The sequence below is a fragment of the Heyndrickxia sp. FW510-T9 genome (assembly GCF_058781025.1).
This window is the reverse complement of record NZ_JBYSWK010000002.1, coordinates 95599-110518: the sequence shown is the minus strand read 5'-3', so window position 1 is coordinate 110518 and position 14920 is coordinate 95599. Positions and strand designations below refer to the sequence as shown.

13 protein-coding genes and 1 riboswitch are annotated in these 14920 nt (G+C 35.6%); of the genes, 4 read left to right on the top strand and 9 right to left on the bottom strand.

Annotated elements, in window-relative coordinates; genetic code table 11:
- On the bottom strand, window positions 1–3170 hold a 3170-nt coding region (locus AC3WJF_RS01865; protein ID WP_492449398.1), incomplete at its 3' end, for a DUF4430 domain-containing protein.
- A gap of 147 nt (window positions 3171–3317) precedes the next feature.
- Window positions 3318–3508, bottom strand: a riboswitch (cobalamin riboswitch).
- Between the two features lie 245 nt (window positions 3509–3753).
- Here AC3WJF_RS01865 and AC3WJF_RS01860 point away from each other — a divergent pair.
- On the top strand, window positions 3754–3906 hold the full coding sequence (locus tag AC3WJF_RS01860; RefSeq protein ID WP_492449397.1) for a hypothetical protein: 153 nt from the start codon (window positions 3754–3756) through the stop codon (window positions 3904–3906).
- A 277-nt stretch (window positions 3907–4183) separates the two neighbouring features.
- Here the strand turns inward: AC3WJF_RS01860 and AC3WJF_RS01855 are convergent, their stop codons facing one another.
- From AC3WJF_RS01855 to AC3WJF_RS01835, 5 genes are all read right to left on the bottom strand, one after another.
- Window positions 4184–5401 carry an MFS transporter gene (locus tag AC3WJF_RS01855; RefSeq protein WP_492449396.1) on the bottom strand — a complete coding sequence of 406 codons (1218 nt, stop codon included), beginning with the start codon at window positions 5399–5401 and terminating at the stop codon, window positions 4184–4186.
- 52 nt (window positions 5402–5453) lie between these two features.
- Entirely contained in the window at window positions 5454–6674 is a 1221-nt protein-coding gene (locus tag AC3WJF_RS01850) for an amidohydrolase (RefSeq protein ID WP_492449395.1), read from the bottom strand.
- Window positions 6675–6699: 25 nt separating this feature from the next.
- Entirely contained in the window at window positions 6700–7923 is a 1224-nt protein-coding gene (locus tag AC3WJF_RS01845) for an amidohydrolase family protein (protein WP_492449394.1), read from the bottom strand.
- A gap of 107 nt (window positions 7924–8030) precedes the next feature.
- Window positions 8031–8504 carry a nucleoside deaminase gene (locus tag AC3WJF_RS01840; protein ID WP_492449393.1) on the bottom strand — a complete coding sequence of 158 codons (474 nt, stop codon included), beginning with the start codon at window positions 8502–8504 and terminating at the stop codon, window positions 8031–8033.
- A 149-nt stretch (window positions 8505–8653) separates the two neighbouring features.
- Complete coding sequence (locus AC3WJF_RS01835; RefSeq protein ID WP_492449392.1) at window positions 8654–9244, bottom strand: ankyrin repeat domain-containing protein; 591 nt, start codon at window positions 9242–9244, stop codon at window positions 8654–8656.
- 236 nt (window positions 9245–9480) lie between these two features.
- Between AC3WJF_RS01835 and AC3WJF_RS01830 the strand changes: the two genes are divergently transcribed.
- Window positions 9481–10359, top strand: coding sequence for a LysR family transcriptional regulator (locus AC3WJF_RS01830; RefSeq protein ID WP_492449391.1), 879 nt, complete (start codon window positions 9481–9483; stop codon window positions 10357–10359).
- A gap of 82 nt (window positions 10360–10441) precedes the next feature.
- Here the strand turns inward: AC3WJF_RS01830 and AC3WJF_RS01825 are convergent, their stop codons facing one another.
- Entirely contained in the window at window positions 10442–10678 is a 237-nt protein-coding gene (locus AC3WJF_RS01825; protein ID WP_492449390.1) for a hypothetical protein, read from the bottom strand.
- Window positions 10679–10790: 112 nt separating this feature from the next.
- Window positions 10791–11648: a hypothetical protein gene (locus AC3WJF_RS01820; protein WP_492449389.1), complete on the bottom strand. Its 858-nt coding sequence runs from the start codon at window positions 11646–11648 to the stop codon at window positions 10791–10793.
- Between the two features lie 350 nt (window positions 11649–11998).
- Here AC3WJF_RS01820 and AC3WJF_RS01815 point away from each other — a divergent pair, with 350 nt between their 5' ends.
- On the top strand, window positions 11999–13009 hold the full coding sequence (locus tag AC3WJF_RS01815; protein ID WP_492449494.1) for a DUF3231 family protein: 1011 nt from the start codon (window positions 11999–12001) through the stop codon (window positions 13007–13009).
- A gap of 66 nt (window positions 13010–13075) precedes the next feature.
- On the opposite strand, the gene AC3WJF_RS01810 is transcribed toward AC3WJF_RS01815, so the two are convergent.
- On the bottom strand, window positions 13076–14320 hold the full coding sequence (locus AC3WJF_RS01810) for a DHH family phosphoesterase (RefSeq protein WP_492449388.1): 1245 nt from the start codon (window positions 14318–14320) through the stop codon (window positions 13076–13078).
- A 307-nt stretch (window positions 14321–14627) separates the two neighbouring features.
- Between AC3WJF_RS01810 and AC3WJF_RS01805 the strand changes: the two genes are divergently transcribed.
- The coding region (locus AC3WJF_RS01805; protein ID WP_492449387.1) for an SH3 domain-containing protein at window positions 14628–14920 on the top strand (293 nt) is incomplete at its 3' end.

Genomic DNA, 14920 nt, shown 5'->3' with positions numbered 1-14920 from the left:
GTTGGAGGTGTTTTGTCGACAATCGTAATTGTTTTTGAAGTGCTATTACCTGCCTTATTAGATGCAGTTAATTTCAACTTTACGCCAGCTTTTTGTTTGCTGATTGTAAACGAGAAGTTTCCCTTTGCATCAGCGGTAGTCGTTTTCTTTAATTTTCCATCAATATACAATTTAACGGTAGCTTTAGCTTCCGTTTTCCCTGTTATTTTTGTACTCCTATCACTGACTTGATTAACTGAAAGAGTTGGAGGTGTTTTGTCGATAACCGTGCCTCCAGGCGTCAGTTGCTTAACAGGGTTTTTAACCCAATCATATATAGACCCTTTTCCTTCTAAATAGAATTGATATTGATCAAGTGCATAGACTGATTGTTCCAATGCCATTCCGTTATTTTCGGTATCTGAAGAGATCCATTTAAACCCGCCATCTTTCAATTGATAACTTAATAGAGCTTGGATTACATTCTTTCCATTCTTTGTGAAATCATTTCCAGTCGGATCAATTCCATTTGTGGTTAACCCCATGATAACTTGTGCAGCACTATTTGAGTTTTCCTGTCCCATGGAAGAATAGCCACCATTTTTTGTTTGCGTTTTTCTTAAATACTGAACAGCTTTTGTTATCGAATCCTTCACTGCAGGCTGCTGATTGTATTTGGAAAGGGCTGTCATAGCCATTCCGGTTACATCTGGGTCACTCGATGAATCAAGATTACTTGATAAAGACCAACCGCCATCTTTGTGTTGCATGGCTATTATATCTTTTACAAGTGTTTCTCGTTGTAAAGGCGCATTTTGCGCAATCTTGTAGTTTTTACTATCTAATGCAATCAATGCAAATGTTTTTCCATTAATAGATGTAATATTTAATTGAGATATTTCCTTAATTAAGTCTCTATCCGCGATATTTTGTGGGTCCCCACCAATAGAAACGATACCGATAATGGTTCTAGCATAGTCCGTAGCTGAAAGTTTCTTTTGTTGTTTCAGATAACTTATTATCGTGTCTAAACGTTGGTTTTTCATTTTTTCAGAAACTGAATATCCTGAACGCATAGCAGCAAGTGCTTCCCAGTCTGAAAAAAGAGTGTTAGAACTTATGATTTTGTTGAAGCCTTTTTGTATTCCTGCTTTGATTTCTTTAGTAAACTCAGGATTTGGAGAAGTAGGTCCATTATCGTCAGGAGGAGTTACTTCATTTCCCCAGTCAATGTTTGTATAGTCGTCCGTATATATCATTGTGATAGTGTCGTTGTTTGATAGGATGTATTGTCCTACGCCTATGTTAGGGTACTTTCCATTGACTGTATAAAGCCAACCACTATTTGGGCCACCATCAAATTCTGAAAGGCCACCAATCATAGAGATATAGTTTCCGCCTTTATTAATATAGGTAATATTATGATCATTTAACGCTTTTTCAATGACATAGGCTGCTGTTTTTCCATTTTCAACTGTCATCCTTACAGTAGAAAGATTAACATGTTTATTAGCATTTTGACTGTTACCTATCACTGAAAAAGAAACAGTGATTTTTTCTGAGATTAGACCCTTTATCGCATTATTTAAATCGGTAATTGCATTTGATACCTGTTCTTCTGTAGCAGACAAATCTTCAGCAACATTCTTTGCTTTGGCTAGTGCTACTTGCAATGCTTGCCATGAAGAAATGGTATAGTTTCCTTGTTGCATTTTTTCGACTTCGCTAATTTTTGCAAGTAAGTCAGTTTTATCTACTGGACTAGGAATATCATTCACTTTAAGATTATTAAAAGCTGTTTCTAGGTCAGTTAAAGCATTATCAATCTCTTCTTGAGTGACTTGCTTATTACTTACAATTTCTTTTGCAGTTGACAGAGCAATCTGTAAGGCTTCCCAAGATTGATTGGTATAGTTTCCTTGCTGCATTTTTTCAACTTCACTAATTTTTGCAAGTAAAGTGGTATTATCCACTGGACTAGGAGTATCATTCACTTTAAGATTATAAAAAGCTGTTTCTAGTTCAGTTAAAGCATTATCAATCTCTTCTTGAGTGACTTGCTTATTACTTACAATTTCCTTTGCAGTTGACAGAGCAATCTGTAAGGCTTCCCAAGATTGATCGGTATAGTTTCCTTGCTGCATTTTTTCGACTTCACTAATTTTTGCAAGTAGAGAAGTGGTATCAATTGGTTTATTTAATTCTTCGACTGGATTTTGAACAAAATCATAAATAGAGCCACGGTTTTCTAGGAAGAACTTGTATTGATCAAGTGCGTATAATGCCTGCTCCATTGCCATAGCATTATTTTTAGTATCGGTAAGCATCCATTTGAATCCACCATCTGGAAATTGATAGGATAGAAGAGCGGAAACAACCGTATTACCATTCTTCGTAAATTCAGGACCTGTAGGGTCAATTCCATTTGTCGTTAACCCCATAAGCACTTGTGCAATACTATTGGAATTTTCGGTACCATAGGATTTAAAGCCACCAAGTGAAGTTTGAGTGTTACTAAAGTAGGTTGCGGCTTTTTGAATCGCTGTTCTAATTTCGGGTCGATTATTATACTTTGATAAAGCCGTCATGGCCATACCAGTCATGTCTGGATCACTTGCACTTGCAAGATTAGAAGATAATGACCACCCACCATCAGTATGTTGTACACTTAATATGCTTCTGATCAATGCTTCTCGTTGAAGAGTTGCGTCTGCTGGAATAGCATAATTTTTCAGGTCAAGAGCAATTAATGCAAAGATATTTCCATTAATTGCACCGAGATTTGATTGGTACAATTTTTCTATTAGATTGGTATCTGCAAAATTAGTAGGATCACCACCAACGGATACGATTCCAATAATGGTTCGCGCATAATCAGTGAAGGATAAATTGCCCTTTCTTACATAACTTTCAACCGTAGATAAATATTCAAGTTTCTTTTCTTTTGAAAGAGACGTTCCTGAACGTGCAAGGGCAAATGCTTTCCAATCACTACTTATCCCAGTTGACAAAATGAGATTAGCAGATTTGTTAATGGCATCTGTTAATGTATCTGATATTGAACTTTCATCTGTAGTTGTTGTGAAATTCTGATCTTCAGCAAATGCAAAGTGAATAGATGATCCGAGATTTGCAATAATGAGAGAAAATATGATTAATAGAATAGATAGATATTTTTTAAAGTTTGACAAGAATATCCCCCCTAAGGAATGTTTAGATAATATTTTCCAAAAAAAATACCCTTCTTTATGAAGGGCATATGTAATCAAATGACTACAATAAACAATATGTAATTTGTTTATTTTTGTATTAGCACCTCCTATATCCACGTAGGATGACTTGAAAATGAGTAATAGGCAGGTATCCTGGCTAGTGGATCAACAACTTTTTGAGCCTTCCCATTTTCACAGTGGCTATCAATCAAAAAGTCTTCTCACTTACAGTGGCGGGACCGCGTTGGATTTTCACCAAACTTCCCTTTTAAAACAACGAATCAAACATCGTTGTTACCTAAAACTTCAAATTATTCAATTTTCACAATACTATCATACTTCTACTGCTACTATTTGTCTATGTAGGAAAAAGAAACAGATTATTGCAAAAAAGGGAGATGTATCTGGGGAATAATGACCGAATCAAAAGAATTTGAAAAAAGTGCGTCAGGGTTATCTTAGTGGGGAATAAGGCAATAATATCTTTTTAATGCAAAATATGGTAATACCTCAGATGAATTCAATTAAATGTTTTTACTTAAATAAAAAGGTGGTATTCTTTTTGAGTAAAAGTTTTCTAGTACTATTTGGAGTTGGAGTAATTATTTTAATGCTTTCCACGATAGTAGCGTGGTATGAAGGCAGTGAATTAGTTTTTAGTATATTAGTATGCCGATCACTAAAGGAGAAATGTGATCGGCGCTTATTTTTATGAATCGTAGTTTGCAAAAGCCAATTTTGATAAAACTAATTCAAACCCTCAAAAAAATCGAAAGGCATAATAGAATAAATTACAATAAATTGTCCCTTTATTTTAAGAAAAGGGAGGTTATACTCAATTTTATCATTGTAAGATATCTTCATTCGCTTGAAATCCTTCTTCGGATAAAGCTAGCATTTCAGTGTGTCATTTATTAATGACTTCATCGCAGCAAATGTTTCTCATATAATTAACAAACACGAATGACTATGTTTGGACATATTGTTTCTACTTATATGACTCGATCCCTCACCCTATTATTCTTGGGGGAAGATATTCTATTTCTACTTCTTATCCATTTAACTGAAATAAAGCTACTAACTAGTAATACGAATGCTCCAAATAGGTAGGGGAGATTTATATTAATATCAAATAAAACTCCTGCAAGCGCTGGTCCAAAAATTTCTCCTAGACTCATATAGGCATTGTTCAATCCAGCTACAAATCCCTGTTCATCCCCAGCTTCCTTTGATAGCAGAGTGTTAATGGTTGGTCGTAAGATGTTATTAAATGTAAAAAACATCATTGTTATGACCATTACATAAAAGAAATTTCCCGTGAATAGCAAGAAAACAAGCATTATCGCTGATAGCAGGAGCATGGTGCTAATGATTGGCTTCTCACCAAACCTTTGTGCTAGACGATTAGTAAGTATTACTTGATTGAATGTACCGATCAAGGAACAAACCATAATCAAAATAGAAATATCTCTTACTGTAAATCCATATCTTTCTGTAACAAATAGTGGGTATATCGTCTCAAACTGAATAAGTCCAAACGTAAGAGAGAAAATCATTATTAGTAGGATGAAATAACGAGATCTTACCGATTGTATAAGCTGACGAAAAATATTGTCTTTCTTCCTTTTCAATTTTAAACGTATGATACTAGAGTCAACAGGTTGGGATTCTGGCAATATAAAGATACAGGAGATGATTGCCAAAAGACCAATGCTTGCTGAGGCGAAAAAAGGTGCCCTTGTTCCAAACTCAGCAAGCAATCCGCCCAAACCTGGGCCAATAATAAACCCCGACGACATCGATGCACCAAGGAACGACATCGCTCTAGTCCTCTGTTTTTCTGTTGTGATATCAACGGCATATGCCATAATAGATGGAACCAAGGCAGCAGAACCCATTCCACCAATTAAGCGCGCAATAATTAAAAGCGAAAAATGCCCCGCTGTAGCAGACACTAAGTTGGAAGTAGCATAAAAGCATAGTCCAATGATAATCATCGGCTTACGTCCGTATTTGTCTGAGAAATCGCCAGCGATCGGCGAGAATAAAAACTGTGTCAAACCGAATGCAGACACTAAATATCCCGCTGCTTTTCCACCTGCTCCGAATTCTTTTAAAAGATCAGGTAGAATCGGAATAACAAGACCAATGCCAAGCATCGCGAGAAACATATAAGTAAGCAAAAGGGGAAATGCGGATTTTCTTGGCATGGCTATTCACCTCTTAAAATCAGAAACAAAATTATTTGTTTCTTTACTTTTATTAAAGCGATCCCGAAACGATCTCTCCTTTGAATATCGTAGCAACTCGTTTCGATCTTCTTGCGATGGTTTCAGCAGAACAAGATGCTGAAACTAATACAACACTTGCTTCGTCTCCCACTTGTGGCCAAACTTGTTTTCCTTCAGAATTAAGCGGTGTTTTGCCACCAGTAATATAATAGAGGGTTTGTGCTAATGACCGTTCATCGCCCCATCTTGAAACTTCAGCTAATCGACTAGCTCGATCTAAAATATCACCATTTCCAAAAGGGGACCAAACATCAAAAATATTATCGCATCCAACAGCAACTGAAACTCCTTTTCTGTGTAATAGGCCTACAGGCGGAAACTTTCTATCAAGTGGAACACTAGTAATAATTGTGATTCCCGCATCAGCCAATTGTTCTGCCATAGCTTCTGCATGAGTTTCAGATATATCCCCAAGTCCAAATGCATGGCTGATTGCAACCTTTCCTTGTAGACCAGCTTCTTTTGTTAACTGAGCCAATCTTTTCATTGTGAAGATTCCTAAGTGGTCCGCATCATGTAAATGCAAATCGATTCCTGCATTTCCTTCAACAGCAAGTTCAACCATTTCTTGTAAAGAGGCTTCAATATCTCCATCCACTGTGGCAGGGTCTACACCACCTACAAAGCTCACACCTTGTCTAAAGGCTTCTCTCACTAAGTCTTTGGCCTGCGAACGTAATAAACCGTGTTGTGGAAATGCAACAATTTCGTAAGACAGTTTTCCTTCAAACTTTTGCAAGGCTTTTTGAACTTCTTCTAAATTCCTTAATCCAACCTCAGGGTATATATCTACATGTGTACGTAAATGAGTCACTCCAGCTTTCAAATATCGTTCAATTAACTTTTCCGCACGTTCTTGCGTGGTAGTCTCCAAAGAAGGGAGAACTTCTTTTTCAATATCAAGTCTTTCAAAAATACTGTTAGCAGGCGTTACTGCACGCCATCTGTCACCTAGTAATGTTTTATCCAAATGACAATGCTTTTCTATAAAAGATGGAAGAACCAATAACTGTTTTGCATCTATTTTTGGTACATCATCTGCAATTGTTTCATCAGAGGAAATAATCTTTGCAATTTTTCCTTCCTGAATTAATAAATGAAAACATGCAGTCTGTGTTCCTGTTATGACATCATTATCGACTTGGTAGCCTGTCTCTAATCGGGCATTTGTTAACCAAAAATTTGAACTCATAGTATCTTTCCTTTCTTTTTCAATATTAAAGTTCTCCGGAAACGATATTTCCTTTAAAGATTACAGCCTTTCTTTCTGCTCGTCTTGCGATAGCTTCAGCGGAGCAGCTTGCATTAACGAGAACAAGATTGGCATCATCACCAACATTTGGCCAGACACGTTCACCATTGTGATTAAGAGGAGTTATTCCTCCAGTAATAAATCCTAAGGTTTGTCCAAGTGAACGTTCATCACTTAGACCAAAACGTTCAGCTAGCGTTCCTGCTTTTTCCAAACTATCACCTTTGCCGAATGGGGACCAGTGGTCTGTAATGCTATCATCACCTAGGGAGATTTCTACCCCTTTTTTATGCAAGAGAGGAATCGGAATCGTTCTTCCGATAGGAACAGATGAAGTAATCGAAATTCCTTGGTGAGCCAGTAATTCTGCGACTTCACTCGCTTCTTTATGGGAGATATCAGCTAATGCCAATGCATGGCTAATAGTGACTTTTCCTTGCCATCCAGCTTCTTCTGTTAGAGATGCCAATCTCTTAAACGTAAAAATACCTAAATGACCTGGGTCATGTATATGAAGGTCGATGTTTGCATTTGCTTCTACAGCTAACTCCATCACCGTTTGTAATGATTTCTCAATATTTTCATCTATTGATGCAGGATCGACACCACCAACAAATGAAGCTCCACTACGTAATGCTTCCCTAACTAATGAAATAGAATTACTACGCAATAAACCGTGTTGCGGGAATGCAACGATTTCGACAGAAACTTTGTCCTTATATGCTTCCACTGCCCGTAATACTGCTTCTAAATTATTCAATCCAATAAAGGGATCGACATTGCAATGTGTACGAATATGAGTTGAACCTGCATTTACCACCAAATCTAATAGTTTTTTCGCCCTTTCCTCGGCAACGGGCAATAAGCGTGGAAGTAGTTCTTCCTCTTCTTCTAACCTTGTGATTAAGCCTTTAGTTGGAATAGTTGGCGCTTTCCAAGGACCTCCATAATACGTTTTATCAATATGAATGTGCATATCTCTAAACGATGGAAGCATTAAATAATTTTTCGCGTCCCATTTGGGTAAATGGGTTTCTAACGGTTTGTCTGCTACAACAATTTCATTAATTTTTCCATCTTTAATCCTTACATGGAAACGTTCTGTTTTTGTTCCTGCAACTGTACCATTTTCATAATGGTAACCTGTTTCTAAATTGACATTTGTTAACCAGTATGATGAATTTGTCACTTTTTTTGTCCTCCCATATTTAACTAGCGGTCTTTCCAAGTGCTTTAAAAAAGGTTCAAACCTTTCATGAAAGGTTTGAACATCTTTTTATTCCTAAAATACACAACTTAAGCTAAGTGATTATTTACCTCAGCCCAACGTTGATATACTTTAATACTATCTACATGTTTTTGTTGCATCATTGGTAATCTTCGTTTTTCGATTGGTTTGCTATACTCATCATAAAATGTTTCTAATTCAAAATACTTACGGTCATCTTTATAGAATGGAGCATAATCCTCGCGTGTTGTAATATAAATAACTTTTTTCGGACTGCAATAATAGAGAGAGCCTAAGCACATTGGACATGGGCTTGCAAGGATATAGATTTCACAGTCAGTTAAATGTTCTGTTTGTAGTTTTTTACATGCTTCTCTAATTGCAATTATTTCAGCGTGTGCCGTGGGATCATGGGTCTGTGCTACTAAATTCGGACTTTCAGCAATAATTTCTCCATCACGTACTATTACAGTAGCAAACGGCCGGCCCCCTTCTTCTACATTTTTAAGTGCTAAATCAATAGTGCGTTTAACAAAATCCACAAAAATCACCTCATAGTTATTCAAAAATTTTTACTGTCCAAGCATGTATCAAAATCGATCGCTTTATTCATAAAATCTTGCTGAATCATATTGATTTTCTACCTAAGTACTTATTAGAAAACTTCGTTATTTGCTAAAACTTGGGTAATTTATGATTTCGCTTTTTTAAATATATTTTCAATTGCTTGGAATCCACGTGTTTGAGCGTGTTCTAAAGGAGTAATCCCTTCACGATCACCAATATTGAGATCTGCTCCGTGGTCTACTAGCAGCTGAACGATCTTTTGTTGCTTTTCTCCACCATCACCTAGAAAGACTGCTTCCAATAATGCTGTCCAATGTAAATTATTGATGTGATTGACGTCAATATTCGAACGAGTAAGAAGTTCATTAACAACTTCAACATGACCTCGTTCTGAAGCTGGTATAAGAGCCGTACCCCCAAACCGATTCGTAAGCTTCGTGTCAGCACCAGCATCGATCGCAAGTTTGACGATTTCAAGCAACCCTTCAGCACCGGCATATAAGAGCACATTGTTTAAATTGTTGTCACGAATATTTATGTCCGCACCCTTTTGGATGAGTGCTTTTACTGTATCTACTTTATTGTTATAAGTCGCTGCTAATACAGCCGTTCTTCCAAGCTCATCCGTTGCATTAATGATTGCGCCATCTTCTAGCAGTTTCAGAACATTTGCGGTATCTCCTTTTTCAGCCGATAAAATGAATTGTTGATTCATCAGTTTCACCTTCTTTTCTTTAGATTGTGAATCTTTCTATAAACTCTGCGAAGAATTAGGAATTCCATGACAACTGGCAAGCAAACCAACAGCTAAAATCATAAAGAAACGATACATCATCGTAGCTTCTTTTCCTGTCTATATAAAAATGCTAACATAAGAGTATATATATGAAAAATATAAAAAAAATAAGTTTTACTAAAGTTTTTCATATAATAAAAGGAGGATTTTCAGCGATGGACATAAGGCAGCTACGATATTTTATAGCGATTGTAGAAGAAAGAAAAATTTCCGCTGCAGCTGAAAGACTGCATATATCTCAACCACCATTAAGCCAACACTTAAAAACAATGGAAGATGAACTAGGCTCAAAATTAGTTGAGAGAAGTGGAAAACATTTCGAAGTAACAGAAGCCGGGAAAGCTTTATATAAATATGCTTTGCGAGTGACAGAGTTAATGGAGGAGGCAAAAATAGAAGTCAAGGAAGTTGGAAATGGAGTAAATGGAAGGCTGACAATAGGAATTAACACTTTTTCAGTTGTCAAGTTACCCGAAATACTTCATAAATTTCAAAAACAATACCCTAAAATTACTTATAAAATTCAGCAAAATGAATCAGCACATCTTTGTAAATTAGTGAGAGAACGAATAGTAGAGCTTGCGATCATTCGATTGCCACTTGAGTTGGATGATTTATCGGTTCTCCATCTTCATTCTGAACCGTTTTATTTTATTACATCACAAAAACGGAAACAGATTGGTGATGAGGTTTCACTTGCTGATATTCAAAACGATCCACTCATTTTACCTAGCACAGAAGGATTAGGTGTGCATTATGTGATTATGGAGGCATTTTCAAAATTGCAATTACATCCAAAGCTTGTTGGTGAATGTTCCGATATTACTCTTTTAATGGATTTAGTCTCATCTGATTTTGGTGCTTCCATTGTTCCAGAAACTATACTTAAACGCCATAACGGATATCCTTTACATGCCTACAAAATTTCGAGTACTACGCTGTCTGCATCTGTCGGATTAATATGGCTGAAAAATCATTACTTGTCTAAAACTGCTCAAAACTTCGTCGATTTAATTAAAAAAGAAAAAATATAAAAGTCACTTCGCGCGAGACTTAGCGAAATGACTATCTTTCCTTAATGCATGTATAATAGAATATTGAATACGTTCAGTTTTTTTAATCTCTTTTTTGAGTAGATGGCGTATTGCCATGTTGTAAGAAATCTATGACTACGCGGTGTTCTTTCACTGTTTCATCAAAATGTTTAAAACCGGAACGAAGCTCTGATGTTAAGTTATCTAATTTACCCTCGATGCGTTCTTGACCTGATTTTAATTCTTTCATATCATCGCGGACTTCTCGAAGTTCTTCTTTAAGTAATTCCCGTATCATTTCTTTTAATTCTTTGTCCAATCTTATCACCACTCTTTTGTTTTACCATCTTCTTTAATTATATCACGACGTATAAAACGATTGACATTCATAAATTGCCTAAATCTTAGGAAATAGTGATTATACTAGGAAACTACACCCCTAATTTTACATTTGAAAGGAACTTCTTCGCTCTCTGCGGAAAAACACTTTCAGGGTGATGCCATGTCCATATCCATTCACTATTTTTTCTACCAATAGCCCCGCTAATGATATGACCAGGAACAATATGATTATACGGCATTCCTTTTATATAATAAGTAAGATTTGAATCAATAGTGGTTCCAACCACAATGGAGTCATTTAAATTCGTTACTTCAAAAATATTAAGATTGACTTCATGAAAATTATCTGAGGTATCTTGGAGTATATCTAATTGCGGATTCCAATCCTTGTGATGTAGAAATGGGAATGTGTGAAGATAGACGCGGTTTAACAGATGTTCACATTCTTTTAATTCATCGGAAGACTCTTGTATATACTTTTCAATGAACCCGTAAGATGAACTTCCAAATTTCCGATCAACCCAGTAAGTGAATTTTTTTAGTTCAGAAAGGAATAAATCGACTTCTTTTTCTTTTGGAGTAATCTTCATAAGGAAGGGGTAAAAGCAGAAAAGAAATTCTTCCCAAAATGAAGGGGAGCAATCTTTCCAAGATGAGGGGCAATCATCTTCTAAATACTCGGTTAGATATTTGCCTAATACGGTGAGGAACTCATTACGGGATTTACTAGTAGGCTTTAACTGTTTATATTCAATCAAATCATCCCCATAAAATTCTAATAATCCACGATACCTCAAATCAAACTGTGAACTAATTTTCACTTTTTCTAAAAACTCTTTATGCTCATTTTGTTGTAAAAAAGGCTTCATCCACACCCTTTTTTGTGGGGAACAGCAATCATCTTTAAACTTTTTACTGCCACATTCGCATATCATTTGCTTCTTCATTATACAACACCTTTCTATAAGAAAATTTTGATAGAAACACCACAGAGGTAATTCTGAGAGGATTAGAGGAGAAAATAACTAACTATATGTATTATACTCTAACTATCAAAAAACATAAATAGTTCCAACTATTTTTAATATATTGAATGTTAACGAAGGATTTGATATCCTTTTTGAAATAAAGTAAAAAGATGAAGCAAGGATAATTGAAACAAAATTAGCTTATTAGAAGATCGGGTCATGAAGAAAAAGGTGAATCGTAGAGGGGACATATATATGAACTTTTGTGGACTAATAATCCTCCATACTTTTGGTTAAAGTAAATACAAACAAAACGAAGTGAGGTAAGTATAATGACTTCGAATCATATTCCAATTACATCATCAGAATTGGCAAATTTATGGAATACTTATCATGAAAAAACCATGATTATGAGGATATTAGAGCATTTTATCGAGCATAACGATCATGAAGAAAAACAGCTTATGCAAATGCATTATAATTATGCCGCAAAAACAATTGAGTTCATCACAAAGATTTTTCAACAGGAAGGTGCAGTAATTCCAGTTGGCTTTACAGAAAATGATGTTCATAAAGGCGTTCCAAAGCTATATGATTACATGTTTGATATCATGTATTTACATATGATGACGAAAGTGGAAATGAGCCTTTATTCCCTATTTACAGGTATGTCCTATCGAAAAGATATTTTGGATTTTTTTATAAAATTAACAGCTCAATCGCAAGAACTAAATAATGAATGTACACAATTTCTTTTAGAAAAAGGGGTTTTATCACGACCACCTTATGTTTCTATGCCAAAAGAGGTACATTTTGTCAATGATAAAAATTATAGAAGTGGTTTCAATTTGTTTAGCGAGAAAAGGTCCTTAAATACAATAGAAGTCTCTCTTATCCATCACGCTATCGAAACAAATCTTGTGGGAATGAAATTAATGATTGGATTTGCTCAAGTTGCAACGAATAAAGAGGTGCAAAACTATTTTGTTCAAGGAATGAAATTGTCAAGAAAGATCGAAATCGATTTAGGTGGATTTTTACGCGAGAGTTTTATAGAACCTCCTGCAACACACGCCGGAAGAGCAACGAAGTCAAAAACCGCACCCTTCTCCGATAAATTGATGATGTTCAATACCAATTTGCTAACTTCCTTTAGCATGGGTAGTAATGCATTAGGTGGGGCATTTAGTTTACGAAATGACTTACCTGCTAAAATGGCTTTTCTTGCAAAAGATATTTTTACTTTTGCTCAAGACGGTGGGAAAATTATGATTAAAAATGGTTGGATGGAAGAACCACCACAAATGGAGGATCGAAACCAATTAACGAAGGATTCTTAGTATCAAAATAACATTAAAAAGTGCAAAGCTATTAAGACGGCTTTGCACCTTATTTCCTACATCATATTATTTTTCGATTTCCTCCAAAAATTTTCGAATAATCACCTCATAATTCTCTTTAACTTCTTCTGCCGTTGCTGGAAATGCCGTAGTCAAATGACTAATATAGTCATTATCAAAACGTAACCATGAGGAAAAATTCCGTTTAATATAAAATTCAGCACTCTCATACGAATTAAATGATTGGTTGATTTTCTTGCCATTATGAATTACTTCAAAGACGCCACTTGTTAATGGTCGAATATAAGTAAATTCGCTTTTCCGATTTTCATAACTACTACCATATGAAGCGCCTTTTACATTAATTTCATTTCGATCTGGATCCGGCTTATGAGAGGATAAAGAAAATACATTTACGACAAATTTCTGAAAGGTTTCCTGTGATAAATCACATCCTGAAGCTTTCGGATGGCCACCACCCCCAAAGCGGGAAGCAAATTCAGATACATCTATATGATCATAGATGGTTCGAAAACCTACTTTTTTATTGCCGGAATTGAGTAAAATGATCATATCAAGATGCGGATTGAGTTTATGTAAGGCGTTTCCAAGTTCAGATAAATATTGTTCCGCATGAACGATTCCCACGCAATACTCATCCACAAAAGTTTGGACAAGCTGCCGGTCTTTGGAATGGATATACCTATGAATTTTTTTATCTTCTACATCTAATAGCAGGTTTTCTGTATCTGTTAAAGCAAAAGCATGAGGATGGTCTTTTAATCTTTTTAGAAGATCCTCCTCGAAATGTTCTCGATCCAACATATAATATAAGTCATTTAGACGTTTAGCGGTTACATTATTATTTTCATCCCATTCCCAAGTATCATATTGGCGAACTAAATCAACAAATTCATCTAAGGCGCGGCTTTTTTGAATTTTATTATGCTCGACAAGATAATCATAAAACAGCGATGTTGCACAAGTCTTCTTGCCGGTGTTATATTCGGGGACGACCATCGCCCACTCATACTCGTTAAAATGCAGCGCAGTAACATGATGGTCAATCATCTGAATAGGATGTCCTTCAGTAAATCGATGGGCAAGTTTCTTTTCCACATGCTCGTTTACAGCAAGGTCCGTAATAAATGTTTCGGTATTTTGAAAGTCTGGATTTTCAATAAAATGCTCCACACGTTGATTTAAATTACGATAAGAACAATAAGAAACATTAGCCACTTCACCAAAAGCAAGTTTTGCAACAATCCCACAGCCCAGCCCATCTAAATCTGTATCAGTAAAAAGTTTCATTCAATAAATTCTCCTTTAAGCATACATACCAATTATTTTTGGCTATGAAAAATATCTTATACCTATTACTTTTGGGAATCCACACATTTACTTTTGTGCGGGTTTATAGTCTCGTTATTTTTAACCTAATCTATAAAAATAATGTCTTAAATAGCAATTTTATTACGAATTTCGTAGGACTAAAATACCAAAAAAAGCCCAAATATCAATTATTTTCTACAAATTTCGCAAATAGAAAGATTTCTATGTTAGTATGAATTTATTAGAAAATATTAGTATTTAAAAATTATTATTTGAGGAGGTTAAGATGAAGAAAAAAGTAATTATTCCCAGTCTCTGTTTTGCTGTTTTATCAACCGTAGCTTTTGAAAAAGCCATCCATGTATCAGCAGCTGAAACTTCCGTCAACGTTGCTCAAAAATCAACAAGCGTAAAAGTAACTACTAAATACGTTAACGTGGATTCGGGATCCAGCTTAAATCTTCGCTCTACTGCTTCTACTAATGGTACTATTATTGTTTCTTTAAAAAAAGGAACACAAGTAACGGTGTATTCGGATTCTAACGGTTGGTCTAAAATTAATGCCAATGGAAAAGACGG